The following is a 25,435-nucleotide window of genomic DNA, read 5'->3' on the forward strand; positions in this document are numbered from 1 at the left end:
CCGGCGGGGGCGGCCCCGCCGGTCCGCCTCCCGTCATCCGGGGACGGTGCAGTCGAACGCGTGCAGGTACGGGTTGACCGGGCGGACCCCGTCGATGACCAGACCCGCGTCCCGCAGCCGCTCGGTCATGCTCTGCATGGTGTGCTTCGCCCCTCCGACGTTGAGGAGGAGCAGCAGGTCCATGGCAGTGGTGAACCTCATCGAGGGAGTGTCGTCGACGAGGTTCTCGATGACCACGACCCGGGTTCCGGGCCCGCCCGCCTCGGTGACGTTCCGCAGCACCCTGCGGGTGCTGTCGTCGTCCCATTCCAGGATGTTCTTGATGATGTACACATCGGCCCGGACCGGGACGGCGGCCCGGCAGTCGCCGGGCACGATCCGCGTCCGGTCCGCGAGCGCGCCGCCCCCGCACAGCCGGGGGTCGGCGTTCTCCACGACGTGCGGCAGATCGAGCAGGGCGCCGCGCATCGCCGGGTACTTCTCCAGCAGGCTCACCACCACATGCCCCTGGCCGCCGCCGATGTCCGCGACGGACGAGCTGCCCGACAGGTCGAGGGACGCGGCGACGTCCCGCGCCGACTGCTCGCTGGACGTCGTCATGGCCCGGTTGAAGACCTCGGCGGACTCCGGGGCGTCCTCGTGCAGGTGGTCGAAGAACCCCTTGCCGTACAGGCCCTCGACCACGTTGTCGCCGGTGCGCACCGCCTCGTCGAGCCGGGGCCATGCGTCCCAGGTCCAGGGTTCGGTGCACCACAGGGAGATGTAGCGCAGACTCTGCGGATCGTCCTCGCGCAGCAGCCGGGACATGTCGGTGTGGGCGAACGTGCCGTCCTGGTTCTCGACGAAGACCCCGTGGCAGGAGAGTGCCCGCAGCAGCCGCCGCAGCGGCCCGGCCTCGGTCTTGACCGAGGCCGCGAGCTCCTCCGCGGTCATGGACGACTCCCCCAGAGCGTCGGCGACGCCCAGGCGGGCGGCCGCGCGTACGGCGGCTGCGTACGCCGCCCCGAACACGAGTTCCCGCAGCCGCATGGACGGCGCGCAGGAAGGACTTTCGGTCGTGGTCATGTGCCGCCTTCGTTGTGTCGGTCCGAGAGGAAGGGGGTCGGCATGGTCAGCACATTCCCGCGGGCCGGGAGACGCTGCACTCATTGCCCTGGAAGGTGTTGCCCTCACCGGTGGCCACGTTGACGAGGTCCTCCGGGGCGTTGCTCAGCACCACGTTGCCGGTGATTGTGTTCCGCTCGCTCAGGGCGCCCATGAAGTTCTTGTAGAGGACGATGCCACCCGACATCGGGGAGGTGCCCTGGTTCTCCGTGACCTGGTTCCCCGTCACCACGATGTCCTCGGAGCCGGTCAGGACGATACCGATGCCCTGCAGGAAGGGCAGTCGGGCGGTCGCCGGGCAGAACTTGTTGTTGTGCTGCACGATGTTGCCGCGCACGGTGCCGGCACCTGCCCGCGGCAGGTTCTCGTCGCCGACGACGAACATCGCGGCGCAGTTGTCGTTGATGACGTTCTTCTCGACGGTGAAGTTCCTGAGGCGCCTGACGAGGGCACCGATCCGGTTGTCGTGGAGGTGGTTGTGTTCGATCACCAGCCCCTGGCTGTCCGCGGCTCCTTCCTCTGCCTCGGTGGTGTTGGCGACGAAGAGTCCGGCGTCGCCGTTGTTCCGCGCGACGTTGTGCCGGAACACACCGCGAACGGACTGCTCCTGGGCGATACCCCGCTCGCCGTTCTTCTCGGCGACGACCCTCCGGACGGTCAGCCGGTCGGTCCGGGTCGCCCGGAGACCGTCCTTGGCGAATCCGGACACGGTCAGGAAGCCGACGGTGGTGCCCTCGACAGGGCGGTCCTTCGTCCCCTCCACACAGATTCCGGACCCGGCCTGGGCGCAGCTGTTCCCGGCCTCGGCGGGGCCTGGTTCCAGCACGGTGCGGGGGCCCACCCCGCGGAGGGTCAGCCGGGATGTGGTCACCAGGACGCTCTCCCGGTAGGTGCCGGCGGTGAGAAGCACGGTGTCTCCCGGCTTCGCGGCGTCAACGGCCTTCTGGATCGATTCCCCGGGCTGTACCAGGTGGGTCGTCGGCCCGGCGGTGGGCGAGGCAGCGCCCAGTCCGGATGCGACGGCCACCGCGGTGCATGCGAGACAGGTGATCTGGCGTTTCATCATATTCTGACGCTATGTCCACTTTGCCCCTTTCACCACGCGCGTTAGCCCGGTGGGAGAGCCGGTCCGCCGAACCGGCGATGCGGTGGTGCGAGAGCGACGCCATGAGCCGGACGCAGCCCAGGAACGGCCAAGAGGTCATCCGGAGTACTCCGGATGACCTCTGACCTGCTGCTTCACAAGTCGGGACGACAGGATTTGAACCTGCGACCCCTTGACCCCCAGTCAAGTGCGCTACCAAGCTGCGCCACGTCCCGTTGCCCGCCTGACCTGGGGTTTCCCTGGCCGAACGTGCAGGAAAACCATACCTCACTCGGGCCGGTGATCGCGCACCGCTTTCCGGGGCGGACGACGGGCGGCGCGGTCGTCGCCCCTCCGGGCCGACCGCCTTGGTACGGACCCCGCGGTGTTCCCGGCGGCCGGGGCTCCCCCGCGGCCCCGGCGGCCGGTGCCGCCCTCGGATCATGTCACGGGGGACCGACGACGCCCGAAGGGTTTTCAGTCCGCGGGTGGCAGCCCGAGCCGGGGGTGGGCCTGCAGCAGGCTCGGCGGCGCGGCCTGCCGCCAGGAGTCCGCGAGGATGTCCCGCAGCTCCTCCTCACCCTCCAGGGCGGCGAGCCGGGCCCGCACCCAGGCGAACTGCGCCTCGTGACCGGCGATCCAGAACTTGTCCGGCTCCGCGAGGACCAGTTCGTCGCGCTCCTCCTTCGGGCAGCGCACGGCGATGGAGGTCTCCTCCTCGGGCAGTGTGGCGAACATCTTCCCCGCGACCCGGAACGTGGGCATGCTCCAGGCGATCTTCTCGGTGGTGTCCGGCAGGGACAGGGCGATACGGCGTACGTCTTCGGCGTCCGGCATGGCAGGCACCGTAGCCGCAGCCACTGACAGTCACCCGGATCGCCCCCGGTCGCCGGCGGGTGCACCGCCGAGCCGCTTGAAGTAGAGCGTCGTCGGCCGCAGCACCCCCCGCGGATCGGCCGCGTAGTCGGGGATCGTGCCGGCCGGGGTCCATCCTTCGCCGCGGTAGAGGCGCTCGGCAGGACTGCCGGCCTCGGTGTCCAGGTGCAGCAGGGTGATGCCGTCCGCCGCGGCGGCCCGCTCGGCGGCGGTCAGCAGGCGCCGTCCGAGGCCCCGGCCGCGGGCGTCCCGGTGGACCATCAGCTTGACCAGCTCGGCGCGGTGGCGGCTGTTGGGCTTGCCGGGGAGGGCGAGGCCGACGGTGCCGATGAGCCGTTCACCGTCGCGGGCCACCCACACGGCGAGCCGCCCGGCGGCCACGGCGGCAATTCGCTCCCGCCACCAGGCGACGGCCGCCGCGCGGTCGAGCGGAGCGAGGAAGCCGACCGAGGCGCCGCCGGCCACCGTGTCGGTCAGCAGGTCGGCCAGCTCCTCCAGGCAGCCGGTGAGGCTCTCCGCGTCGAGTCGGCTCACGGTCACGGCAGCACCACCGCCAGCACGTACCGGGCGTGCGCGGGGCCGGGACAGCGGAACCGGGTCGGCCCCCACACCCGCAACCGCAGGCAGTCGCCGGGAGCGAGGCGGTGCCCGGTGTCCTGTGCCGTGACCTCCAGCGTGCCGTCCAGCACCCAGATGTGCTGTTCCAGGCCGGGCACCGGCGGGCGGTCGTAGGCGATCGCGGCGCCCGCGGCGAGCCTGCCCTCGACGAGTTCGCCGCGCAGCCCCGCGTGCGGCGGGGAGACGGACCGGCGGACGAAGCCGGAGGCCCGGTCCTCCCAGACCGGCTGCTCGGCAGCCCGGACGAGCGGCGCGGGCCCCGCCTCGACCTCGCTGAGCAGCTGGGACATGGTCCGGCCGTAGACGGCGCACAGACGGTTGAGGATGGCGGCGGTGGGGCTGGTCTCCGCCCGTTCGGCACGGGACAGGGTGGATCGGCTCACTCCGCTGCGCTGCGCCAACTCACCCAGGGACCAGCCGTGTTCGGCCCGCAGCTCGGCCAGACGGGCGGCGAGCCGGGCATCCACGAGGTCCGGCACCCCGATGGATTCTCTCATATGCGGGATGCTATCCCGGATATGAGACGCGCGCGTTACGGAAGGCTCACGCCCGGGCCGCCTCGCGCAGTGCGTCCAGCACCGGGCGGATCAACGGATGGTCCTCCGCACCCCGCCGTACGGCCGCGAAGACCCGGCGGGTGGGCGCGACCCCGTCGACCGGGCGGACGACCACCCCGGTGAGGTCCGTGCCGTGCAGCGCCGAGCGCGGGACGAGGGCCACGCCCGCGCCGGCCGAGGCGAGCGCCACGACCGCGCGGAAGTCGTCCGAGGAGTGCTCCATACGCGGCTGGAACCCGGCGTTCTCACAGGCCAGAACCACCACGTCGTGGCAGGGGTTGCCGGGGTAGGGGCCGATCCACGGGTCCTTGGCCAGCTCCGCCAGCGGCACCTCCGGTGCGTCGGTGAGCCGGTGGGCGACCGGCACCACCGCGTCGAACGGCTCGGCGTACAGCGGGACGTGGGTCAGCCGCGGGTCGTCGGCGGGCGGGGCGCCCCGGTACTCGACGGCGACGGCCACGTCGACCTGGCGGTCCAGCACCATCGGCAGGCTGGCGTCGCCCTCGGCGTCCTGCACCCGGATGCGGATGCCGGGCGCGGAGCCGGCGAGGGCGGCCACCGCCGGTGCGACGACCAGGGCGATGCCGGTGGCGAACGAGGCGACGGTGACCGTGCCGGCCTGGCCGGAGCCGTAGGCGGCCAGCTCGGCCTCGGCCCGCTCCAGCCGGGCGAGGACGGCGTTGGTGTGGCTGAGCAGGATCTCTCCGGCCGGAGTCAGCCGGACCCCTTTGGCGCCGCGCTCGACCAGGCGGTGGCCGGTCTCCTGCTCCAGTGCGGAGAGCTGCTGGGAGACCGCCGAGGGGGTGAGATACAGCGCGGCGGCAGCCGCCGTCACCGTACGGTGGTCCGCCACCGCACGGAGGATGTGCAGCCGCCGCGCCTCGATCATGGGATCGATTCTCTCAGGTCACCGGCCGGTCGGCGGTGTCAGGCGCCGAGCTGCTCCCGCGCGGCCACGAAGGCGTCCACCGCGCGGTGCACGTCGTCCGTGGAGTGTGCGGCGGACAGCTGCACGCGGATGCGGGCCTGCCCCTGCGGGACGACCGGGTAGGAGAAGCCGATCACGTACACCCCGCGCTCCAGCAGCAGCTCCGCCATCCGGCCCGCCCGGGCCGCGTCGCCGATCATCACGGGTGCGATGGCGTGGTCGCCGGGCAGCACGTCGAAGCCCTCGTCGGTCATCCGGCGGCGGAACAGCGCGGTGTTCTCGGCGAGGCGGACGCGCAGGTCGTCGGCGGACTCCAGCAGGTCGAGGACCTTGAGGGAGGCCGCCGCGATGACCGGGGCGAGGGTGTTGGAGAACAGGTAGGGGCGGGAGCGCTGACGGAGCAGGGCGACGATCTCGGCACGGGCGGCGACGTAGCCGCCGGAGGCGCCGCCGAGCGCCTTGCCGAGGGTTCCGGTGATGATGTCGACCCGGTCCATGACGTCGTGCAGTTCGGGGGTGCCGCGCCCGCCGGGGCCGACGAAGCCGACGGCGTGCGAGTCGTCGACCATGACCATGGCGTCGTAGCGGTCGGCGAGGTCGCAGATCTCGCGCAGCGGGGCGACATAGCCGTCCATGGAGAACACGCCGTCGGTGACGATCAGCCGGCGCCGGGCGTCGGAGGCGTCCTTGAGCTGCCGCTCCAGGTCGGCGAGGTCCCGGTTGGCGTAGCGGAAGCGGCGGGCCTTGGACAGCCGGATGCCGTCGATGATCGAGGCGTGGTTGAGGGCGTCGGAGATCACCGCGTCCTCGGGGCCGAGGAGGGTCTCGAACACGCCGCCGTTGGCGTCGAAGCAGGAGGAGTACAGGATCGTGTCCTCCTGGCCGAGGAACGCGGACAGCCGCGCCTCCAGCTCCTTGTGCACCTCCTGGGTGCCGCAGATGAAGCGCACGGAGGCCATGCCGTAGCCCCAGCGGTCCAGCGCCCGGTGGGCGGCGGCGATCACTTCGGGGTGGTCGGCGAGGCCCAGGTAGTTGTTGGCGCAGAAGTTGAGCACCTCGCCGGGCCGGCCGCCGGCGCTCACGTTCACGGTCGCCGACTGGGGGGTGTCGATCACGCGCTCGGGCTTGTGCAGTCCGGCGGAACGGATCTCGTCGAGGGTGGTGCGCAGGTCGTCGCGCACGGAGTCGAACATCGGAAAACTCCTGGGAGGCTCTGGAGACGGGGGGTGGGCTACGCGGTCGGCTCACGCGGTCCAGTCGAGGATGACCTTGCCGCCGGTGCCGCTCGCCGCGTCCTCGAACGCGGCCTCGTGGTCCCGGTGGCCGTACCGGCCGGTGATCACCGGGGAGAGGTCGAGGCCGCCCTCCAGCAGGACGGACATGGCGTACCACGTCTCGAACATCTCCCGGCCGTAGATGCCCTTGACGGTGATCATCGAGGTGACGATCCTGGCCCAGTCGACCGGGAACTCCTCGGACGGCAGACCGAGCATCGCGATCCGTCCGCCGTGCGTCATGTTGGCGATCATGTCCCGCATCGCCTCGGGGCGGCCGGACATCTCCAGACCGATGTCGAAGCCCTCGCGCAGCCCCAGCTCGCGCTGCCCGTCGGCGATCGTCGTCCGCGAGACGTTCAGCGCGAGGCTGACGCCGATCTTGAGCGCCAGCTGCAGCCGTTCCTCGCTCACATCGGTGATGACGACGTTGCGGGCCCCCGCGTGCCGGGCCACGGCGGCGGCCATCAGACCGATCGGCCCGGCACCGGTGATCAGCACGTCCTCGCCCACCAGCGGGAAGGACAGTGCGGTGTGCACGGCGTTGCCGAACGGGTCGAAGATCGCCGCGATGTCCAGGTCGACGGGGACCCGGTGCACCCAGACGTTGGAAGCGGGCAGGGCGACGTACTCGGCGAACGCCCCGGCCCGGCCGACGCCGAGGCCGACCGTCGCCCGGCACAGGTGGCGCCGCCCGGCCAGGCAGTTGCGGCAGGTCCCGCACACCAGATGGCCCTCGCCGCTGACCAGGTCGCCGACCGCGATGTCGGTGACGTCCCGCCCGGTGTCGACGACCTCGCCGACGAACTCGTGGCCGACGATCAGCGGAGCGCGCACGGCCTGCTGCGCCCAGCCGTCCCAGGCCCGGATGTGCAGGTCGGTGCCGCAGATACCGGTGCGCAGCACCTTGATCAGTACGTCGCCGGGCCCTGTGGCGGGCTCCGGGACGTCCGCGAGCCACAGCCCGGGCTCCGCCTTCTCCTTGACCAGCGCCTTCACTGACGGCTCCTGACGGGTGGGGGCCCGGCGCGGGGCATGCCGTGGCGGCCCGCGTCCGGGGAGGTGAGGGGGATCGCACAGCAATCTGCCGTACGGTCGCCGCCGCCGTCCATCGAGGATTTCTAAACCGGCGCCACAGCTTTCCTTCACACCCTCGGCCGCACCCCTGCCGGAGGTGCCGTCCCGGCGCCCCTCACAGCGGCAGGCCGTCGTCCGCGCTCCGCTCCAGGCGCCGTACCAGCTGCTCCGCCGTCGACTTGATCGTCTCCAGTCCGGCCCGGCCCCACGGCCTCGGACGTACGTCGGCGGCGCCGACGGTGCCCAGCACCGTCCCGGTGCTGTCGATCAGGGGGGCGCCGAGGTAGGAGCGGATGCCGAACTCGTCGACGACCGGGTTGCCGGCGAACCGCGGGTAGTCCCGGACGTCCTCGAGCACCAGGGCCCGCCCCCGGGCGGCCACATGCGGGCAGAAGCCGTGGTCGCGGGCCTGGATCCGGCCGAACTCCGGGGCGGTGCCGTCGCCCCGCACCACCGGCGGGACTTCGGGCACCCGCAGGCCGGCGAAGAACTGGGCGCCCTCGATCAGGAAGTTGACCATGGCGTACGGGGCGTCGGCGTGCTCGGCGAGCCGGTCCGCGAAGGCGTCGAGCGCGGGCTCCGGGCGCTCCCCGAGCCCGAGCCGGCGCAGCCGCCGGACCCGGGCGCTGGCCTCCCGGTCCTCGGGGGTGAGCAGCAGACGTCCGGCCGGGCGCGGCGGGTCGTAGCTCATGGGCGGGCTCCGTCGCTGTGGGCATGCGTCATGGCGGCTCCGTGGCGGTGTGGGCGGGGATCACATGTGCGCGCCGTACCCCGTGGCGGGGGCCGGCGTGTGGGCGAGCAGGTGGCGTACGAGGGTCAGCAGGGTCTGGACGCCGGAGCTGGAGATCCGGGCGTCGCAGCGGACGACGGGGACCTCCGCGGGGAGGTCCATGGCGGCGCGCACCTCCTCGGTGTCGTAGCGGTGGGCGCCGTCGAACTCGTTGACGGCGACGACGAAGGCGAGGCCGCGCTGTTCGAAGAAGTCGACGGCGGCGAAGGATTCCTCCAGGCGGCGGGTGTCGGCGAGGACGACGGCGCCGAGCGCGCCCTCGCACAGCTCGTCCCACATGAACCAGAACCGCTCCTGTCCGGGTGTGCCGAACAGGTACAGGACGTGGTCCGGGTCGAGGGTGATGCGGCCGAAGTCCATCGCCACGGTGGTCTCGAGCTTGTTCTCGATGCCGTCGAGGTTGTCGGTGGCGGCGCTGACGGTGGTGAGCAGTTCCTCCGTGCTCAGCGGCGCGATCTCGCTGACGGCGCCGACGAATGTCGTCTTGCCCACGCCGAACCCGCCCGCGACCAGGATCTTGAGCGCGGTGGGGAACGGGTCGGTGCCGTCGGCGCCGTCGGGTCCGCCGGTGTAGTCAGAGCTGTCGTCGTAGTCCATCGAGCACTGCCTCCAGAAGGGCCCGGTCCGTGGGGTTGTGGTGGAACGCGGGGGGCTTGGTGGTCAGCGCCCCGCAGTCGACGAGGTCCGACAGCAGCACCTTGGTGACCGCCACCGGCAGCCTCAGATGGGCGGCGACCTCGGCGACCGGGACCGGGGCGCGGCACAGGTCGAGCGCCTGCGCGTGCTCGGGTCCGAGATAGCCGAGGGGGGTGGCCCCCGTGACCATCACCTGCGACATCAGGTCGAGCGCGACCGTGGGCCGGGTGCGGCCGTTGCTGACCGTGAAGGGGCGCACCAGCCGTCCGGCCGCGTCGTCGAGCCAGGGCCCGTCGCCGGCCGCCGCCGCGCTCAAGGCCTCATCGCCGGTGCTTCGACGGCATGCTGCCGGGGTGCGGTGACCAGGTACGGCCGGACGCTCTTGACCAGCATCGCCATCTCGTAGCCGAGGACCGCCGCGTCGGCCTCCCGGCCGGCCAGCACGGCCAGGCAGGTGCCGGAGCCGGCGGTGGTGACGAAGAGCAGGGTCGAGTCGAGTTCGACGACGACCTGCCGTACGTCCCCGCCGTCGCCGAAGCGGACTCCGGCACTGCGGCCGAGCGAGTACAGCCCGGAGGCCAGGGCGGCCATGTGGTCGGCGCTGTCGGGGTCCAGTCCGTGCACGGACTTCACCAGGCCGTCGCAGGACAGGAGCACCGCGCTTCTGGTGTGCGGTACGCGCTGCACGAGGCCGCTCATCAGCCAGTCGAGGTCGGAGGCCTGGCCGGTCGGCGCGTCGCTCGCCATGGTGGATCGACTCCTTGGGGTGGAATGGGGGGTGGTCATCCGGCCGGTGCGGTCCCGTCGTGCCGGGCGTGCTCGCGGTGGGTCCGGTCGGTGGGGTGCTGGGCCTCGGCGAGTCCGATGCCGCGCTGGAACGCGGCCATCAGGCCGGGGTCGTGGCCGGCGGGAGGTTCGGTGTCCTGCCGGGGTGCCGGGCCGTCGCGGAGCTGGGGTGCGATGTGCTCCTGGGCGCGTCGGCGGGGCAGTCGGGGCTTGTCCATGGTGCCGCGCACGGCGGCGTGCCGGGGCACGGGCGGGGTGTCGGCGTGCTCGGGCGGCAGGTGCCGGTCGGCGGCCCGGATGCCGGGCACGGCTTCGGCCGGGTTGGGCCGGTCGTCGTGGGTGCCGCGCACGGGCAGCGGCAGGGGTGCGGTGCCGTGCCCGGCCGGCGGCGCGGATGCGGGTGGCAGGGCGCCGGGGGCGGGCGCCGGCCGCGGCTGCCGCGGGGGCGGTGCGGCGGCCGCACGGTCGGCGGGGGCCGGACGGGCGGCCGCGGTCTGCTGGGCGCCCGTGCCGCCCGTGGCGCCTGCGGAGGTGGCCGGCCGGGCGCCGAGCAGGTCCTGGGGGACGACGAGCACGGCCTGGACGCCGCCGTAGATGTTGGACTGGAGGCGGACAGTGATGCCGTGCCGCTTGGCCAGTTGGGAGACGACGAACAGTCCGATCCGGCCGTCGGCGAGCAGCCGGGCGACGTTGACCTGGTCGGGGTCGGCCAGGAGGGCGTTCATGCGGTTCTGCTCGGCGACCGGCATCCCGAGTCCGCGGTCCTCGACCTCGACGGCCAGCCCCGAGGTGACGAGGCCCGCGCGCAGCAGCACCTGGGTGTGCGGGGCGGAGAACACCGTGGCGTTCTCGACGAGTTCGGCAAGCAGATGGATGACGTCGGCCACGGCGTGGCCGCGCAGGGTGCCGTCGATCGGCGGGACCAGCCGGACCCGGGAGTACTGCTCGACCTCGGCGATGGCCGAGCGCAGCACCTCGTTGGTGGGGACGGGGTTGCTCCACTGGCGGCGGGAGACGGCGCCGCCGAGGACGGCGAGGTTCTCGGCGTGGCGGCGGATCCGGGTGGCGAGGTGGTCGACGTGGAAGAGGCCCTTGAGCAGGTCGGGGTCCTCCATCTCGTTCTCCATCTCGTCGAGGATGGAGATCTCGCGGTGCACCAGGGACTGCAGCCGGCGGGCGAGGTTGACGAAGACCTCCAGCTTCTGCTCGCTGCCGGCCTGGCTGGAGAGCTGTGCGGCCTGGACGACGGCAGCGACCGCGCTGTCGTGTGCGCGGGTCAGGTCCGCGGCGAGCAGTTCGAAGTCGTCGGCGCCGTCGGGCGGGGCGCTGCGCGCCGGGCGCTTCGGCGGACCCTCGCCGCGGCGCAGCGCCTCGACGACGGCGCGCAGGTCGCCCTCTCCGCGGGCGGTGCTGCGGCGCAGCACCGCGACCCGGTGGTGCACGGTACGGGCGGCGCGGTCGGCGGCGACGGCCGCGATGGCGACGGCCGCGAGGGTGACCGAGAGGGCGCCGGCCAGTACGGCCCACTGGACGGGGCCGGGCTCGGCCGAGGTGGACCGCACCGTGAACAGGACGGCCGCGCAGCCGCTGAGGGCGACGGCGACGGGCGGCAGCACGGCCAGGCGCAGCAGTTGGGACCGTATGTGGATCTCGGGCAGCGCGGGAGCGGTGCGGGCGGCCGGCCGTCCGTGCCGCCCGCCCTCGCGACGGTCTGCGCGCGCGGCCGGGGCGCGGAGGTGAGACATCGGTGTCCTCGTACTGTCCGTCGGGGGCTGGGTGCTCGCGCGTGGTGCGCCACGCGGGCATGTGCCATCGCGGTGTCGGCCGCCGGGGCCGCGATGCGGCCCCCTGTCGCCCGACGGACACTCACGGTAGTCGCCTGCGCATCATGTGCGGTGGGCAGTTGACAAAACCCCCCGGGCATCGTCCCGCTCTGGTATGAGGTCTCGTACGACAGACCGATAAGCAGGCGGAACACCCGTTGCGGAAGGACGTCGATTCGATCGAAATTCGACTGAAATCGATCGGAAATTGTCACCGACGGTCAGCGGTCACCCGCGAGGTCGAACCCGCCCTCCGCGGCCTCCGGCGCCGCCTCCGGGGGTACGGTCCGGCGCCAGTGGCGGTCCACGGGTGCGGAGACCCCACGCCACCACGGCTCGGCGGGGACGTCCCCCGCCGGTTCGAAGGGCTGGCCGGGTCGCGGGAGGGCGAGGACCTGGCCCGCCTCCTCGGCGGCGTCCTTCATCCACTCCCCGGGCTCGGCCCATGGATGCGGGGCCAGATTGAAGGTGCCCCAGTGGATCGGCAGCAGCACACCGCCGGTCACCCCGCCCTGGAGGTCGAGGTGGGCGCGGACGCCTTCGGCCGGGGTCATGTGGATGTCGGGCCAGAACTCCGCGTACGCGCCGACCTGGATCATGGTCGTGTCGAACGGGCCGTACGCGGTGCCGATCTCCTGGAAGCCCTCGAAATAGCCGGTGTCACCGCTGTGGAAGAGGCGGTGGTTCTCCCCGGCGACGGCCCAGGAGGCCCAGAGCGTGTGCTGGGTGTTGCGCAGACCGCGCCCGCAGAAGTGGCGGGCCGGGGTGGCGGTCAGGGTCAGGCCGCCCACCTGCGTGGACTCGTGCCAGTCCAGTTCGCGCAGCCGGCCGGCGGCGACGCCCCAGTGCTCCAGGTGGGCGCCGACGCCCAGGGGCACGGCGAACAGCGTGTCCGTGCCGGCCAGCGCCTTGATCGTGGGCATGTCCAGATGGTCGTAGTGGTCGTGCGAGATCACCACGACGTCGACCGGGCCGAGGGCGGTCAGGGGCAGCGGCACCCGGTGCAGCCTCCTGGGGCCGGCGAAGGGGAACGGGGAGCAGCGCTCACCCCAGACCGGATCGAACAGCACCCGCCGCCCGTCGATCTCGGCGAGCACGCTGGAGTGGCCCAGCCAGGTCAGCCGGAGTGCGGTGGCCGGGGGGCGGGCGAGGTCGGCGAGGGTGGTGGCGTGCGTCGGCACGGTGCCCCCGGGGGTTCTGCGCCGACGCGCCTCGCGGTCGAGGAAGATCTTGGCGAAGTCCAGGGCGGAGCCGGAGGGCCGGGTCCGGGCCGGACCGCCGGGGTTCTGGAAGACACCGTCGGTGAAATGCGGCGATCTGCGGATCCGCGCCATGCGCTCGCCGCCGGGGTCCACACCGAAGGCCGCGGGCCGCGGTACACGGAACCCGGTGCTCGGGAGACGGAAGCCTGCCACGGTACCTCCAGGTGGAGTAGGTCAGGCTTTCATTATGATCGGCCGGCCCGGTCGTGCGGGAGCCGCGCATCTCCGGAAGGGGCCGGGCGGCACCGGGGTGCCTTGTAGGGTGACCTTCCGTGGCCAGAATTCGATTGAGTGTGCGAGAACGGCGTGAGGAGCTGCTCAGCGCGGCGGTCGAGCAGATAGCCGCCCGGGGTGTCGCGGCCGTGCGGATCTCCGACGTCGCCTCGGCGCTCGGCGTCAGCAATGCGCTGGTGCTCTACCACTTCTCGACCAAGGAGAAGCTGGTCGCCGCCGCGTTCGGGCATGCCGCCCAGGACGACCTGGCGCATCTGCGCAAACTGCTCGGCCGCCGCACCTCGGCACTGCGCCGGCTACGTGCGGCCGTCCGCTGGTACGCCCCCACCGGCCAGGCCAAGGGCTGGCGGCTGTGGATCGAGAGCTGGGCGGCGGCCCAGCGCGAGCCCGCGCTGCGCGAGGTCGCGCGGGATCTCGACGCTCAGTGGAAAGCCGCGCTGACCGAGGTCATCACCGAGGGCGTGGCCGCGGGCGAGTTCCCCTGCCCGGACCCGGCCGGCTCCGCCCTGCGTCTGACGGCCCTGCTGGACGGGCTGGCCGTGCAGCTGACGGCGTACGGCGGCACGGTGTCCCGGGCGCGCGCGCAGTCGTGGGTGGACGAGGCGCTCGCCCGTGAGCTGGAGGTGGAGCAGAAGGCCTGGACCACGGCTGCGCGGTGAGCGCGACGCACGCCCGGCTCCGGACGGGGGGCCACGGCGAGAGCCCCGCCCACCGGGGACGGTGTGTGCGCGACCCGCGACCCGGGCCCCGGCTCCCGGCGGCGTGGAGTACGCAGTGCTCGCGCCGGCCGGCGGCGCCGAGGGGGTTCTGTTCGTGCCGGCCCCCGGCGACCGCCGAGGGGGCCGCGTTCGCCGCTGACCCGGGGTGAGCCGGTGTGGTCAGGCCACCGGGGCGATCCGGCTCCTGATGTCGTCCGGCGACAGCGTGCCCTTGGCGGTCACATGGTCGCCGGAGGACTGGCCGCGCAGGCGCCGCCCGATCCAGGGCACCAGGTACTCGCGCGCCCAGTGGACGTCGTCCCGGCGGACATCGAGCGCGCCGCGCGGCGGGAGCGGCGGCCAGGGCTGCTCCGGGTCGGCGGGGACCGGCAGCCCGAGCGCCTGGCCGGCGCGGAGGGCCACGCGCGTGTGCCCCTCGGGCGACAGGTGCAGGCGGTCGGCGTCCCAGGCCCGGCGGTCCTGCACGCTCCGCAGGGACCACAGGTCGAGCACGGGGCAGCCGTACCGGTCGGCGACGGCGCGCACATGCCCGTTGTAGGTGGCGATCTTGCCGCGCAGATGCCTGAGGACGGGCACGCCCCGGGTGTCGAAGCCGGTCGTCACCAGGACGGTGCCGGCCACCGTGGTCAGCGCGGCGACCGCCCGCTCGAACCGCTCCGCGACCTCGTCCGGGTCGGTGCCGGGCCGGATGATGTCGTTGCCGCCCGCGCAGAACGAGACCAGGTCCGGGGCGAGTTCGACCGCCCGCGGGACCTGCTCCGTCGTGATCTGGTCGAGCAGCCTTCCGCGCACGGCGAGGTTGGTGTAGGTGAATTCGCCTTCGGGCCGCCGGTCGGCGAGCAGGACGGCGAGGCGGTCGGCCCAGCCGACGAACGCCCCGTCGGGGCCGGGATCGCCGACGCCCTCGGTGAAGCTGTCCCCCACCGACACGTACGACCCGATCACTGATCTGCTGTCACTCTTCGAATCGTCTGCCACGCCGGACCATGATTCACCCTGGAATGTGACCTACGCGACCGTAGGCAGGGGTTGACGAGCGGTGAGAAAGGCCACTGCCAAGGCTTGGTCAACTCCGGAATAGCGCAGCGTCCCCGCCCGGGAACGCGGGAACGGCGAAGGCCGGACCCGGGGATCGGGGTCCGGCCTTCGGGCGTGCGTGCCTCGGGCGTCAGAGGGAGACGCCGTGCGAGCGCAGGTAGGCGATCGGGTCCACGTCGGAGCCGTAGTTCGGCGTGGTGCGGATCTCGAAGTGCAGGTGCGGACCGGTGGAGTTGCCGGTCGAGCCGGACAGGCCGACCTGCTGCCCCGCGGTCACGGACTGACCGGTGGAGACGGAGAGCGAGGACAGGTGGGCGTACTGGGCGTAGTAGCCGTCGGCGAGCTTGATGACGACCTGGTTGCCGTACGCACCGGCCCAGCCGGCGGAGACGACGGTGCCGGCGCCGACGGCCTTCAGGGAGGTGCCGGTCGGGACGACGAAGTCGGTGCCGGTGTGGTAGCCGCTGGACCACATGCTGCCGGTCTGGTGGTAGGGGGTGCCGATGGTGCCGCCCGGCACCGGGGACACGTAACCCGAGGCACTCGCGGTGCCGGCGGACTGCGCAGCCGCGCCCTCGGAGGAGGACTTCTCGGCCGGGGCCTGCTCCGCCTTCTGCGCGGTCTCGGTCTTCTCGGCCTTCTCGGCCTGCTTCGGGGCCGACGGCTCGGCGGCCTCGGCGGCCTTCGGAGCGGACGACTCGGCGGCACCCGCCTCGGCCGGTCCGCCGACGGAGAGCTTCAGACCCGGGTGGATGAGGGACGGGTCCTCGCCGATGGCCTGGAGGTTGTCGGCCCACAGCTGCTGCCAGCCGCCGGTGACGTCGTACCTGTCGGCGATCTTCGAGAGCCAGTCGCCGGCGCGCACGGTGTAGGTGTGCTTCTCCGACGACTTCTCCGAGTTCTTCCCGGAGTTGTTCGAGGCGACCTGCTGCTGGGCCGCCGAGAGCGACTGCGGCGCCTTCTCGGCAACGGACTGCGCGGGGGCCGCGTGGGCGCTCACGGCGCCGATGAGCGGCAGCGCGAGCGCGGCGCCACCGGTTCCGGCGACGGCGATGGTGCGGGTCAGACGCTGGGTCCTGGTGCGACGGTGCTTACCCCTGGCGGGCATGGCGAATTCCTCTCCGGCGCCTGCGAGGTGAGCTGTCGGGTTCGGGCTGGAGATGCCCGGCCGTGCCGCGGCACGACTTGACCCCTAGCCGTTCCGGAGACCGGAACAGGCGGTGATTCCTGTGGGTCCCCCGCTCCTGCCGGGTACGGGTGTCGGGTGGGTGCGAAAGTCCGGTCGGCGGCAGGATTAGGCGTCCGTCCGGATCGGTCGTGAACGTAAGGGACCAAGACGCACAGGAACAAGCAGGGGTTTCCCGATACGCGGTATTTGCTTGATCCATCCCGGGTTTCCGCGGTAACACTCCGTCGATTTGATGCCCGCCGCAATGCACGAAAGCCCTTGAGAAGCACGTGAATTACGTGAACATGACGGACAACGCACCGTCACGGATATGACGCTCCTCACGCGACCGCACTCCAGGTTCCTTTATTCCAGAGCGAGTTGGAATGAAGGTGCTAATTCGGACAGAAGGCCCAGATGGGATGTGAATGGAAAAGCGCGACAAGAATGTCTCCGGCGCCGAGGCCGGGCCGTGCCTGTGGACAACTCATTGCCCCAGGCAAGAGATGCCGTATCGTCGAGTCGGTGGCCGCCGACGATCAGCGCCGGCGGCGCGGAGTGGGAGGAGCCCCCGTGACGCAGCAGGTCCCGTCGACCGAGCCCGAGCTGGCCGGTGTGCGCAATTTCCGTGACGTGGGCGGCCTGCCGACCGAGGACGGCCGCCGGGTGCGGCACGGCGTGCTGTTCCGCAGCGGGCACCTGGCGCACGCCACGGCGGAGGACGCCGCGTTCCTCGGCGCCCTCGGCCTGCACACGATCTTCGACTTCCGCAACTCCGCCGACCAGAAGCTCGAGGGCCCGGATATCGCGCTGCCCGGCGTGCGCAATGTGAACCTGCCGCTGTCCGACCCGGCCGACGGCGCCGAGTTCTGGAAGATGGTCCGCGACGGCGATCTGGACCAGCTCCGCGACATCCTCGCGGACGGAAGGGCCGCGGACCGGATGATCGCCTCCTACCGCATGATCGTCAAGGAGCGTACGGCGGAGCACTCCCAGGTGCTGCACTCGCTCGCCGAGGACAGCGTCCCCGCCCTGATGCACTGCGCGGCCGGCAAGGACCGGGCCGGCCTGTCGGTGGCGGTGACCCTGCTGGCCGTGGGAGTGGAGCGCGAGGCCGTTCTCGAGGACTATCTGAAGTCCGGCGCCGAGCACCGCCGCTACCGGGTGCACCGCAGCAGCAGCTCCGCCTCCGCCTACTCCCCCGAGGTCATGGAGCTGCTCAGCCCCCTGTTCGACGCGCGGGCCGAGTATCTGGCGGCGGCCTTCGAGACCGTCGAGGAGACCTGGGGCGGCGTCGACGCCTATCTGGAGCAGGGGCTGGGCGTCACACCGGAGACCCGGGAGCGGCTGCGGGGGCGGCTCCTCGACTGAGGCCGCCCAAGGCCCTCACTTCGCCCCGAGCTCGAAGAGCAGATAGACGAAGGCGGCGAAGACATGCCCCACGGCGATGTAGACGATCAGCCGCACCCACAGGGCCCGCGGGAACTTCTCCTCCATGTCGCTCATGGCATCTCTCCGGTGGTGCGGCCCAGGCACAGCGCGGCCGTGGGGCTCTGCAGCAGGGTGTGGACGAACAGCAGGTCGACGCCGTCGGGGTCCGGGGCGGCGATCCGGTGCGGGGTCAGCGAGTCGAAGTGCGCGCTGTCGCCGGGAGCGAGCCGGTGCACGGTGTCACCGAGGTGCAGCCGCAGCCGGCCCCGCAGCACATACAGCCACTCCTCGCCCGGGTGCACCCGCACCATGTCGCCCTGCGTCCCGTACGGCACATGGACGCGCAGGGCCTGCATGCCGCGCCCGGTCGCCCCGGCCTGCCAGTACGTCCAGCCGCCCGCCGGGGCCGGCTCCATGTCGGCGGCCCGCACTACGGCGTCGCGGTCCGCGGCGGTCTCGCCGAGCAGCTCGGAGACGGTGGTGCCGTAGATCCGGGCCAGGCCGAGCAGCATGGGCAGCGAGGGCTGCCGCTGCCCGGTCTCCAGCCGGGAGAGGTGGGCCGGCGACAGTCCCGCCGCGCGGGCCGCGGCCTCCAGGGTGAGGGCGGCCCGCCGGCGCAGGGCCCGCAGCTGCGGTGCCACCGCGGACATCGCGTCGGCGGGGCCGTCCGGCGGGTCGGGCTCGGAAACGGTCATACGTCCATTGAGCCCGAGCGAGTGCCTCAGGGGCAATTTTCTTGCCCGAGAGGCAAAATCCTCTCAGTGGTTCGCCACCGCCTGCTTGACCAGGGTCTTGCCGAAGTCCCACAGCAGCCCGCCACCGCTGTGGGCATCCTCCATGACCTCGGTGAAGGCGTCCACGAACCGGTCCACCTCCCGCTCCCCGATGATCAGCGGCGGGATCAGCTTGATCACCTCCATCTGGTCTCCGGAGACCTGGGTGAGAATCCGGTGCCGGTGCATCAGCGGGGCGACCACCATCTGTGCGAACAGCCCCTTGCGCGCGGCCTGCAGCATGGACCAGCGGCTGCGCAGCCGCATCGACCGCGGCCTGCCGAACTCGATGCCGATCATCAGCCCCCGGCCACGCACCTCGGAGAGCAGTTCGTAGCGGTCCACCAGCGCGGCCAGCCGGGACCTCAGCAGTGCGCCGGTGGCCGCCGCGTTGGCCACGATCTGCTCGTCCTCCAGCACGGCCAGCACCGCCAGCCCGGCGGCCATGGCCTGGGCGTTGGAGCCGAAGCTCGCCGAATGGACCAGGACGCGGTCCATCGACGAGTACACCTTCCTGAAGATCCAGTCCCTGCCCAGCGTGGCGCCCACCGGGACATAGCCCCCGGACAGCGCCTTGGCCACGCAGACCAGGTCGGGCTCGACCCCGTCCTCGTGCTGGTAGGCGTAGAAGGTGCCGGTCCGGCCGAGGCCGGTCTGCACCTCGTCGGCGATGAGCAGCGCCTTGTGCCGGCGCAGCAGCTCCTGGGCGGCGAGCAGATACCCGGGCGGGGCCTCGTGCACGCCCTTGCCCTGGACCGGCTCGACGATCAGGGCGGCGACGTCGCCCTTGGCCAGCTCCCCGGCCAGGGCGTCGAGGTCGCCGAGCGGGACCGGCGTGTCGGGCAGCAGCGGGGCGAAGCCGTCCCGGAACCCGGCCTCGCCGTTGACGGAGAGCGAGCCGGTGGTCAGCCCGTGGAAGGCGTGCGCGCAGTACAGCACGCGGGGCCTGCCGGTGACGTACCGGGCGAACTTCAGCGCGCCCTCGACCGCCTCGGTGCCGCTGTTGCCGAAGAACACCCGGTCCAGGTGGGGGCTGTACGACAGCAGCCGCTCGGCCAGCAGTCCCGGCAGCGGCTGGCAGTCGAAGCGGGTCAGGTCGGCCAGGGAGGCGTCGAGGACATCGTGGAGTGCCTTCCGGACGACGGGATGGTGCCGGCCCAGGCCCATCACCCCGAACCCGGCGAGCATGTCCAGGTAGTCGTTGCCGTCCGTGTCCCAGAAGTAGGCGCCCTCGGCGCGCTCGTAGACCTTGTCGAAGCCGATGGTGCGCAGCATGCGCGGAAGCTGCGCATTGAGGTACCGGCCGTGCAGCTCGTACCGCTCGGCGCCGCGTTCGGCCAGCAGGGCGCCGAGGTCGAACTCCTTGGTCATTCAGTTTTCTCCTTGGGCTGACGTGACGGCCCGGCCGCCCCGAGGCTCCTGTTCGACGGAGGCCGCGCCGCCGGCTTCCTCGTGGCCTTCCCGGTCGGCTTCCTGCACGGCCAGCGCCGCGCTGATCCGGCCGGCGATCTCCACGGGCGTCAGGCCGATGTCGGCGAGCACCTCGGCGCGCTTGGCGTGGGCGAGGAACTGTCCGGGGATCCCGAACCGCCGGACGGGCACGTCGACTTCGGCATCGCCGAGTGCCAGTGCCACCGCCGAGCCGACGCCGGCCGCACGGCTGTTGTCCTCGACCACGGCCACCAGGCGGTGCCGGGCGGCGAGCGGCGGCAGCGCGGCGTCCACGGGCTTGACCCAGCGCGGGTCGACGACGGTGCAGCCGGTGCCCCGGGCGCGGAGCAGTCCGGCGGCCTCGAGGCAGCGGGGGGCCAGCGCGCCGACGGAGACCAGCAGCACCTCGGGACGGTCGTCGGCGTGCAGGACGTCCATGCCACCGGCCCGGTCGACGGCGGGCACGGCCGGGCCCGCGGTCTCCTTGGGGTAGCGCACCAGCGTGGGGGCGTCGTCGACGGCGACGGCCTCGCGCAGCTGGGCGCGGAGCTGGTCGGCGTCGCGCGGCGCGGCGATCCGCAGACCGGGGACGGCCTGCAGGACGGACAGGTCCCACATGCCGTTGTGGGAGGGTCCGTCGGCGCCGGTGACGCCGGCCCGGTCCAGGACGAAGGTCACCCCGCAGCGGTGCAGTGCCACGTCCATCAGGAGCTGGTCGAAGGCGCGGTTGAGGAAGGTGGCGTAGACGGCGACGACCGGGTGCAGTCCGCCGGTCGCCAGTCCGGCCGCGGACACCACGGCGTGCTGCTCGGCGATGCCGACGTCCCAGACCCGGTCGGGGAACCGCTCCGCGAACCGGCCGAGACCGACCGGGTGCAGCATGGCCGCGGTGATCGCCACGACGTCGTCGCGCTCCTCGCCGATCCGCACCATCTCGTCGCCGAACACCGAGGTCCAGGACGGCCCGCCGGACGGGCCGATCGGCGCGCAGGTGAGCGGGTCCATCACCCCCACGGTGTGGAAGTGGTCCTCCTCGTGGGCGAGGGCGGGTTCGTAGCCGCGGCCCTTCTCGGTGAGGCAGTGCACCAGCACCGGCCCGTGGAAGCGTTTGGCGCGGCGCAGCGCCGACTCGACCGCTCGGATGTCGTGTCCGTCGACGGGGCCGACGTACTTCAGGCCGAGGTCCTCGAACAGGCCCTGCGGGGCGAAGGCGTCCTTGAAGCCCTTCTTCGCGCCGTGCAGGGCCTCGTAGACGGTGTTGCCGACCACGGGGGTGCGCTGCAGGACGCCCTTGCCCCAGGCCAGCACCCGCTCGTAGCCGTCGGTGGTGCGCAGCGTGGCGAGATGGTCCGCGAGGCCGCCGATGGTGGGGGCGTAGGAGCGTTCGTTGTCGTTGACGACGATGATCAGCGGCCGGTCCTTGGCCGCGGCGATGTTGTTCAGCGCCTCCCAGGCCATGCCGCCGGTGAGCGCGCCGTCGCCGACGACCGCCACCACATGGCCCTTCTCCCCCTGCACCCGGCGGGCCTTGGCCAGGCCGTCGGCCCAGCCGAGCGCGGCGGAGGCATGGCTGTTCTCGATGACGTCGTGCTCGGACTCCTCTCGCGAGGGGTAGCCGGACAGTCCGCCCTTGCCGCGCAGCTTGGAGAAGTCCTGGCGGCCCGTCAGCAGCTTGTGGACGTAGCTCTGGTGACCGGTGTCCCAGAGGATGCGGTCGACCGGTGACTCGAAGACCCGGTGCAGGGCGACGGTGAGTTCCACCACCCCCAGGTTGGGCCCGAGGTGTCCGCCGGTGCGGGCGACCGCCTGGATCAGGAAGTCGCGTATTTCGTGGGACAGTTCGCCGAGTTCCGCCTCGGACAGCGCCTTCAGGTCACGTGGTCCCCGGATGGTCTCCAGAATCGTCACGCTCGGGCCCCCTCTCGGTCCGTGCTGTTTCAGCTCACGGTGACGGCCCGCTCCCCCGACGTGCCGTCCTGTTCCGTCTGCTCCGCGACCGGCCGGCCGGGTGTCCCGGGAACGCCCGGCGGGACGCCGGTCACGTGGTCACTCCCGGTTTCCGGACGAGACCGTCTCGCGCATCGCGCGCAGCGACTCCTTCAGGGATCCCATGGTGGCGAGCACCGCGGTCGGTTCGTAGCCGCAGTGCGCCATGCAGTTGGCGCAGCGCGGGTCCTTGCCGCGGCCGTAGCGGTCCCAGTCGGTCTCCTCGATCAGCTCGCGGTAGGAGGACACGTACCCGTCGCTCATCAGATAGCAGGGCCGCTGCCAGCCGAACAGCGAGTAGTTCGGGATCGCCCAGGCGGTGCACGGGAAGTCGACCCTGCCCTCCAGGAAGTCCAGGAAGAGCGGCGAGTGGTTGAGCCGCCAGCGGCGCCGGTTGCCGCCCGCGAAGGCCTTCTTGAACAGCTCGCGGGTCTGCTCCACGCCGAGGAAGTGCTCCTGGTCGGGCGCCTTCTCGTAGGCGTACGCGGGCGAGATCATCATCTCGTCGACCTTGAGGTCGTCGTTGAGGTAGTTGAGCACCTCGATGACGGTCTGCGGGGTGTCGGTGTTGAAGAAGGTGGAGTTGGTGGTGACCCGGAAGCCGCGCTGCTTGGCCTCCTTGATGGCCGCCACCGCCTCGTCGAAGACGCCCTCCTTCGCCACGGACTCGTCGTGCCGCTCCCGCAGCCCGTCGATGTGCACCGCGAAGGCGAAATAGGGGGAGGGCGTGAACTTGTCCATCTTCTTGCGCAGCAGCATGGCGTTGGTGCACAGGAAGACGTACTTCCGTCTGGCCACCAGCTGGCGCACGATCTCGTCGATCTGCGGGTGCATCAGGGGCTCGCCGCCGGCGATGGAGACCATCGGGGCCCCGGACTCCAGCACCGCCCCGACGGCCTGGGCCACCGGCATGCGCTGCTTGAGCACCCCGGCCGGATGCTGGATCTTGCCGCACCCCTCGCATTTCAGATTGCAGGCGAAGAGCGGCTCCAACTCGACGATCAGCGGAAACTTGTCCCGCCTGCGGAGCTTCTGTTCGGCCAAGTAAGTAGCGACCTTGATGGACTGGCGCATCGGCATGGCCATCTGGCTCACCTCCTGGGGAGCAGCAGGGATCGGTGCCATTCGAAGAAAGCGGGGAGGACTGAACGGAGAACTCGGAAAGCCGATATTCCACCGCGCACCGTGCCGATCCGGACCAGCTCGTGCTCCGGAGCGTCCACGACCACCCGGACGGCGGCAACGGGGCGTTCGCCGGTGCGCACGGCGGTCAGCAGCGTGGCCGCGGACTCCATGTCGACCGCGATGGCGCCGGTCGCCCGCAGGTCGGCGCGCTCGGGACCGCGGACCACGTGGTCGGAGCCGGTCAGCGGCCCGGTGTGCACGGTGCGCCCGGGCACGGCCCGCGCCAGTTCCTTGACCAGCAGCTCGGTTCCGACGCAGCCGACGCTGCCGCGCGGGTCGCGGGTCTCCTCGGCGACGATCAGGTCGCCGGGGTGCATGCCGGGGGCCAGCCCCGCGCAGAAACCGGTGGCCAGTACGGCGGCGCCGGCCAGTCCCGGGTCGCCGAGCAGCCGGGTGACGCAACGCTCGGCCGCCTTCGGCCCCATGCCGGTGCGCACCACCGTGACCGGCCCGTCGGCACCGCCGCGCTCGCCGGCGCGCAGGGCGAGGTGCTCGATGCCGAGCGCGCAGGCGATCAGCAGCGGGGCCGGGGCGGGCGTCGCGCCCATCAGCCGGCCTTCGGCTCGGCGGCGGGCCGGTCCGCCGGCCGGTCGCCACGCCGGTCCGCCCGCTGCCGCAGCACGGCGGGCTCGCCGTGCACGTACCGGCCGAGTGCGGTGAGCGGGAAGACCTGCCGGTACAGGTGGTAGTTGATGGAGAAGTCCCAGGGGAAACCGGTGCCGGTGAAGTGCGGCTCGTCCCAGGAGCCGTCCTCCCGCTGGGTGCTGGTGAGCCACTCGACGCCCCGCTCGACGGCCTTGGAGTCCCTCTCCCCCGCCGCCAGCAGGGCCAGCAGCGCCCAGGCCGTCTGGGAGGCGGTGGAGGCGCCCTTGCCGCTCCATTGCCGGACGTCCTGGTAGGAGCGCAGGTCCTCGCCCCAGCCGCCGTCGTCGTTCTGCGCGGACTCCAGCCAGCCGACGGCCCGCCGGATCGCCGGGTGCGAGCCGGGGAAGCCGGCCGCGACCAGGGCGGGGACCACGGACCCGGTGCCGTAGACGTAGTTGACGCCCCAGCGCCCGAACCACGAGCCGTCCGGCTCCTGTTCGGCCAGCAGCCAGGCGATGCCGCGCCGGGTGCGCGGGTCGTGGGCCAGCCCCTCGGCCGCGAGCATCTCGACGACGTGCGCGGTGACATCGGCGGACGGCGGGTCGATGACCTCGCCGAAGTCGCAGAACGGCAGCCGGTTGGGGAACGGGCTGGTGTTGTCGACGTCGAAGGCGCCCCAGGCGCCGTTCCGCGACTGCATCCCGAGGTTCCAGCGCACCCCGCGGCCGATGGCCTTCTCCACCCGCTCCGGGTCGTGGTGGCGCACCCGGCGCAGGGCCAGGACCACCTCGGCGGTGTCGTCGATGTCGGGGTAGTTGTCGTTGTGGAACTCGAACGCCCAGCCGCCGGGCGGAAGTCCGGGCCGGCGCACCGCCCAGTCGCCGGGGCGTACGATCTGCTCGCCGAGCATCCAGTCGGCGGCCTTCACCAGCTGCGTGTGGTCGGCGGGCACCCCGGCGTCGGCCAGGGCGATGACCGCCAGGCAGGTGTCCCAGACCGGGGACTGGCAGGCCTCGATCATCCGCGCGCCGTCCTCGCGCCACACGGCGAACCGGTCCAGGGACTTCAGCCCCTCGCGCATCACCGGGTGCTCGAGGTCGTAGCCGAGCAGGTACAGCGCGATGATCGAGTACACGGCGGGCGGCTGGATGCCGCCCCAGCAGCCGTCGTTCTCCTGCCGCTCCACGATCCAGCGGGCGGCGGTGTTCATCGCGGCCCGGCGGAGTCGTCCGGGCACCGCCCGGCGCAGCACGTGCAGCCCCTTGTCCAGGCGCTGGAAGGCGCCGTCCCAGGAGACGGCCGGGGCGAGCGGCCTGGGCGGGTTGGGCAGGGCGGGGTCGGTGTGCAGTTCGTCGAGCGGGAAGGGGGCGGGGCGCACCGGGCGCTTGGCGGAGACGACCGTGAGCGGGACGATGGTCTGCCGGGCCCAGCAGCCGAAGTCGTAGATGTTGAGCGGCACCCAGCGCGGGAACCAGATGAGTTCCGGCGGGAGTTCGGGCAGGTCCTCCCACTTCCACCAGCCGAACAGGGCGAGCCAGATCCGGGTGAACACGCGGGCTGCGGCGATGCCGCCCTGCCCGCGGATCCATGCGGAGGCCCGCGCCATGTGCGGGTCGTCGGGGGTGTCGCCGGCCAGCCGCAGGGCGACGTACGCCTCGATGGTGGCGGACAGGTCGCCGGGGCCGCCGTAGAAGGTGGCCCAGGTCCCGTCGGCGCGCTGCTCGCCGCGGACGAACAGGGCGGCGGCCCGCGCGGTGTCCTCGTCCAGGATGCCGAGGAACTGGCGGAGCAGGAGGTCCTCGGCGTCCATGGAGACGTTCGTCTCGAGGTCGCCCTTCCACCAGCCCTCGGCGTCCTGGCGGGAGAGCAGGAAGTCGGTGGCGCGCCGGACGGCGTCTGCGGGTGTGGGCCCTGCCCCGGCCGTCTCGGGTGCGGGACTGTCGGTTTCGCTGGCCGCGGCTGCGCGGGGCGGCAGGGTGGCCCCGGTGCTTCCGTCGGTCGTCGCTGTCATGGCTTCCCCTTCGTGCAGTGTGCAAGTGGTGCGTCTGCTGTGGGTCCGCCGTCGGCCGG

General features: G+C 72.3%; 25 protein-coding genes, 1 tRNA gene and 1 riboswitch. Of the genes, 2 read left to right on the forward strand and 24 right to left on the reverse strand.

What is annotated here, in order from left to right; genetic code table 11:
• Window positions 1-33: 33 nt before the first annotated feature.
• The 15 genes from V5O46_RS21545 to V5O46_RS21615 all read right to left on the reverse strand — a co-directional run bounded on the left by V5O46_RS21545 (window position 34) and on the right by V5O46_RS21615 (window position 12,968).
• On the reverse strand, window positions 34-1,065 hold the full coding sequence (locus tag V5O46_RS21545; RefSeq protein ID WP_332886289.1) for a methyltransferase: 1,032 nt from the start codon (window positions 1,063-1,065) through the stop codon (window positions 34-36).
• Between the two features lie 46 nt (window positions 1,066-1,111).
• The gene (locus tag V5O46_RS21550; RefSeq protein WP_332886290.1) at window positions 1,112-2,170 is read right to left on the reverse strand and encodes a right-handed parallel beta-helix repeat-containing protein; all 1,059 of its coding nucleotides are present in this window, start codon (window positions 2,168-2,170) and stop codon (window positions 1,112-1,114) included.
• Window positions 2,171-2,350: 180 nt separating this feature from the next.
• Window positions 2,351-2,424: transfer RNA gene (locus tag V5O46_RS21555), tRNA-Pro, on the reverse strand.
• A gap of 241 nt (window positions 2,425-2,665) precedes the next feature.
• A complete protein-coding gene (locus V5O46_RS21560; protein WP_332886291.1) occupies window positions 2,666-3,025 on the reverse strand; it encodes an MmcQ/YjbR family DNA-binding protein in 360 nt (119 codons plus the stop codon).
• A 30-nt stretch (window positions 3,026-3,055) separates the two neighbouring features.
• On the reverse strand, window positions 3,056-3,604 hold the full coding sequence (locus tag V5O46_RS21565; protein ID WP_332886292.1) for a GNAT family N-acetyltransferase: 549 nt from the start codon (window positions 3,602-3,604) through the stop codon (window positions 3,056-3,058).
• Entirely contained in the window at window positions 3,601-4,179 is a 579-nt protein-coding gene (locus V5O46_RS21570; RefSeq protein WP_332886293.1) for a helix-turn-helix domain-containing protein, read from the reverse strand. Before V5O46_RS21570 ends, V5O46_RS21565 begins: the two co-directional genes overlap by 4 nt.
• 46 nt (window positions 4,180-4,225) lie before the next feature.
• The gene (locus tag V5O46_RS21575; RefSeq protein ID WP_332886294.1) at window positions 4,226-5,128 is read right to left on the reverse strand and encodes a LysR family transcriptional regulator; all 903 of its coding nucleotides are present in this window, start codon (window positions 5,126-5,128) and stop codon (window positions 4,226-4,228) included.
• Window positions 5,129-5,166: 38 nt separating this feature from the next.
• Window positions 5,167-6,360 (reverse strand): glycine C-acetyltransferase, encoded by a 1,194-nt coding sequence (locus tag V5O46_RS21580; protein WP_332886295.1) that lies wholly within the window; start codon window positions 6,358-6,360, stop codon window positions 5,167-5,169.
• A 51-nt stretch (window positions 6,361-6,411) separates the two neighbouring features.
• The gene (gene tdh, locus V5O46_RS21585) at window positions 6,412-7,440 is read right to left on the reverse strand and encodes an L-threonine 3-dehydrogenase (protein WP_332886296.1); all 1,029 of its coding nucleotides are present in this window, start codon (window positions 7,438-7,440) and stop codon (window positions 6,412-6,414) included.
• Window positions 7,441-7,633: 193 nt separating this feature from the next.
• Window positions 7,634-8,209, reverse strand: a complete 576-nt coding sequence (locus tag V5O46_RS21590; RefSeq protein WP_332886297.1) for a GAF domain-containing protein — start codon at window positions 8,207-8,209, stop codon at window positions 7,634-7,636.
• Between the two features lie 60 nt (window positions 8,210-8,269).
• Window positions 8,270-8,905, reverse strand: coding sequence for a GTP-binding protein (locus V5O46_RS21595; protein WP_332886298.1), 636 nt, complete (start codon window positions 8,903-8,905; stop codon window positions 8,270-8,272).
• Window positions 8,883-9,260 (reverse strand): DUF742 domain-containing protein, encoded by a 378-nt coding sequence (locus V5O46_RS21600; RefSeq protein WP_332886299.1) that lies wholly within the window; start codon window positions 9,258-9,260, stop codon window positions 8,883-8,885. The genes V5O46_RS21595 and V5O46_RS21600 overlap by 23 nt, the downstream gene beginning before the upstream one ends.
• Window positions 9,257-9,691 (reverse strand): roadblock/LC7 domain-containing protein, encoded by a 435-nt coding sequence (locus tag V5O46_RS21605; protein ID WP_332886300.1) that lies wholly within the window; start codon window positions 9,689-9,691, stop codon window positions 9,257-9,259. Before V5O46_RS21605 ends, V5O46_RS21600 begins: the two co-directional genes overlap by 4 nt.
• 35 nt (window positions 9,692-9,726) lie before the next feature.
• The gene (locus V5O46_RS21610; RefSeq protein ID WP_332886301.1) at window positions 9,727-11,475 is read right to left on the reverse strand and encodes a sensor histidine kinase; all 1,749 of its coding nucleotides are present in this window, start codon (window positions 11,473-11,475) and stop codon (window positions 9,727-9,729) included.
• Between the two features lie 299 nt (window positions 11,476-11,774).
• The gene (locus tag V5O46_RS21615) at window positions 11,775-12,968 is read right to left on the reverse strand and encodes an MBL fold metallo-hydrolase (protein WP_332886302.1); all 1,194 of its coding nucleotides are present in this window, start codon (window positions 12,966-12,968) and stop codon (window positions 11,775-11,777) included.
• A 119-nt stretch (window positions 12,969-13,087) separates the two neighbouring features.
• Here V5O46_RS21615 and V5O46_RS21620 point away from each other — a divergent pair, with 119 nt between their 5' ends.
• Window positions 13,088-13,708 carry a TetR/AcrR family transcriptional regulator gene (locus V5O46_RS21620; RefSeq protein WP_332886303.1) on the forward strand — a complete coding sequence of 207 codons (621 nt, stop codon included), beginning with the start codon at window positions 13,088-13,090 and terminating at the stop codon, window positions 13,706-13,708.
• Between the two features lie 219 nt (window positions 13,709-13,927).
• Here V5O46_RS21620 and V5O46_RS21625 read toward each other — a convergent pair whose 3' ends face one another.
• Together V5O46_RS21625 and V5O46_RS21630 are read right to left on the reverse strand one after the other, a co-directional pair.
• On the reverse strand, window positions 13,928-14,713 hold the full coding sequence (locus V5O46_RS21625) for an SGNH/GDSL hydrolase family protein (RefSeq protein ID WP_332886387.1): 786 nt from the start codon (window positions 14,711-14,713) through the stop codon (window positions 13,928-13,930).
• Between the two features lie 223 nt (window positions 14,714-14,936).
• Window positions 14,937-15,914, reverse strand: a complete 978-nt coding sequence (locus V5O46_RS21630; protein WP_332886304.1) for a M23 family metallopeptidase — start codon at window positions 15,912-15,914, stop codon at window positions 14,937-14,939.
• A gap of 4 nt (window positions 15,915-15,918) precedes the next feature.
• A riboswitch (cyclic di-AMP (ydaO/yuaA leader) is annotated at window positions 15,919-16,076 on the reverse strand.
• 471 nt (window positions 16,077-16,547) lie between these two features.
• Here V5O46_RS21630 and V5O46_RS21635 point away from each other — a divergent pair.
• Window positions 16,548-17,345 (forward strand): tyrosine-protein phosphatase, encoded by a 798-nt coding sequence (locus tag V5O46_RS21635; RefSeq protein WP_332886305.1) that lies wholly within the window; start codon window positions 16,548-16,550, stop codon window positions 17,343-17,345.
• A gap of 15 nt (window positions 17,346-17,360) precedes the next feature.
• Here the strand turns inward: V5O46_RS21635 and V5O46_RS21640 are convergent, their stop codons facing one another.
• From V5O46_RS21640 to shc, 7 genes are all read right to left on the reverse strand, one after another.
• Complete coding sequence (locus V5O46_RS21640; protein ID WP_332886306.1) at window positions 17,361-17,480, reverse strand: DUF6126 family protein; 120 nt, start codon at window positions 17,478-17,480, stop codon at window positions 17,361-17,363.
• A complete protein-coding gene (locus V5O46_RS21645; RefSeq protein WP_332886307.1) occupies window positions 17,477-18,100 on the reverse strand; it encodes a helix-turn-helix domain-containing protein in 624 nt (207 codons plus the stop codon). The genes V5O46_RS21640 and V5O46_RS21645 overlap by 4 nt, the downstream gene beginning before the upstream one ends.
• 63 nt (window positions 18,101-18,163) lie before the next feature.
• Window positions 18,164-19,549, reverse strand: a complete 1,386-nt coding sequence (locus V5O46_RS21650) for an aspartate aminotransferase family protein (protein ID WP_332886308.1) — start codon at window positions 19,547-19,549, stop codon at window positions 18,164-18,166.
• Entirely contained in the window at window positions 19,550-21,517 is a 1,968-nt protein-coding gene (gene dxs, locus V5O46_RS21655) for a 1-deoxy-D-xylulose-5-phosphate synthase (RefSeq protein WP_332886309.1), read from the reverse strand.
• A 138-nt stretch (window positions 21,518-21,655) separates the two neighbouring features.
• Entirely contained in the window at window positions 21,656-22,681 is a 1,026-nt protein-coding gene (hpnH, locus tag V5O46_RS21660) for an adenosyl-hopene transferase HpnH (protein ID WP_332886310.1), read from the reverse strand.
• Between the two features lie 5 nt (window positions 22,682-22,686).
• Window positions 22,687-23,328 (reverse strand): phosphorylase family protein, encoded by a 642-nt coding sequence (locus V5O46_RS21665; RefSeq protein WP_332886311.1) that lies wholly within the window; start codon window positions 23,326-23,328, stop codon window positions 22,687-22,689.
• Window positions 23,328-25,376: a squalene--hopene cyclase gene (gene shc, locus V5O46_RS21670; protein ID WP_332886312.1), complete on the reverse strand. Its 2,049-nt coding sequence runs from the start codon at window positions 25,374-25,376 to the stop codon at window positions 23,328-23,330. The genes V5O46_RS21665 and shc overlap by 1 nt, the downstream gene beginning before the upstream one ends.
• Window positions 25,377-25,435 lie beyond the last annotated feature (59 nt).

Source organism: Streptomyces poriticola (genome assembly GCF_036689765.1).
GTDB classification, from domain to species: Bacteria; Actinomycetota; Actinomycetes; order Streptomycetales; family Streptomycetaceae; genus Streptomyces; species Streptomyces poriticola.

Excerpts from the sequence above, each read along its gene's own strand:
- V5O46_RS21595 (WP_332886298.1), bottom strand. The coding sequence starts at position 8,905 with ATGGACTACGACGACAGCTCTGACTACACCGGCGGACCCGACGGCGCC.
- V5O46_RS21640 (WP_332886306.1), bottom strand. The coding sequence starts at position 17,480 with ATGAGCGACATGGAGGAGAAGTTCCCGCGGGCCCTGTGGGTGCGGCTG.
- V5O46_RS21650 (WP_332886308.1), bottom strand. The coding sequence starts at position 19,549 with ATGACCAAGGAGTTCGACCTCGGCGCCCTGCTGGCCGAACGCGGCGCC.
- V5O46_RS21665 (WP_332886311.1), bottom strand. The coding sequence starts at position 23,328 with ATGGGCGCGACGCCCGCCCCGGCCCCGCTGCTGATCGCCTGCGCGCTC.
- V5O46_RS21580 (WP_332886295.1), bottom strand. The coding sequence starts at position 6,360 with ATGTTCGACTCCGTGCGCGACGACCTGCGCACCACCCTCGACGAGATC.
- V5O46_RS21560 (WP_332886291.1), bottom strand. The coding sequence starts at position 3,025 with ATGCCGGACGCCGAAGACGTACGCCGTATCGCCCTGTCCCTGCCGGAC.
- V5O46_RS21645 (WP_332886307.1), bottom strand. The coding sequence starts at position 18,100 with ATGACCGTTTCCGAGCCCGACCCGCCGGACGGCCCCGCCGACGCGATG.
- V5O46_RS21630 (WP_332886304.1), bottom strand. The coding sequence starts at position 15,914 with ATGCCCGCCAGGGGTAAGCACCGTCGCACCAGGACCCAGCGTCTGACC.
- V5O46_RS21570 (WP_332886293.1), bottom strand. The coding sequence starts at position 4,179 with ATGAGAGAATCCATCGGGGTGCCGGACCTCGTGGATGCCCGGCTCGCC.
- hpnH (WP_332886310.1), bottom strand. The coding sequence starts at position 22,681 with ATGGCCATGCCGATGCGCCAGTCCATCAAGGTCGCTACTTACTTGGCC.
- V5O46_RS21545 (WP_332886289.1), bottom strand. The coding sequence starts at position 1,065 with ATGACCACGACCGAAAGTCCTTCCTGCGCGCCGTCCATGCGGCTGCGG.
- shc (WP_332886312.1), bottom strand. The coding sequence starts at position 25,376 with ATGACAGCGACGACCGACGGAAGCACCGGGGCCACCCTGCCGCCCCGC.
- V5O46_RS21610 (WP_332886301.1), bottom strand. The coding sequence starts at position 11,475 with ATGTCTCACCTCCGCGCCCCGGCCGCGCGCGCAGACCGTCGCGAGGGC.
- V5O46_RS21550 (WP_332886290.1), bottom strand. The coding sequence starts at position 2,170 with ATGATGAAACGCCAGATCACCTGTCTCGCATGCACCGCGGTGGCCGTC.
- V5O46_RS21575 (WP_332886294.1), bottom strand. The coding sequence starts at position 5,128 with ATGATCGAGGCGCGGCGGCTGCACATCCTCCGTGCGGTGGCGGACCAC.
- V5O46_RS21590 (WP_332886297.1), bottom strand. The coding sequence starts at position 8,209 with ATGAGCTACGACCCGCCGCGCCCGGCCGGACGTCTGCTGCTCACCCCC.
- V5O46_RS21605 (WP_332886300.1), bottom strand. The coding sequence starts at position 9,691 with ATGGCGAGCGACGCGCCGACCGGCCAGGCCTCCGACCTCGACTGGCTG.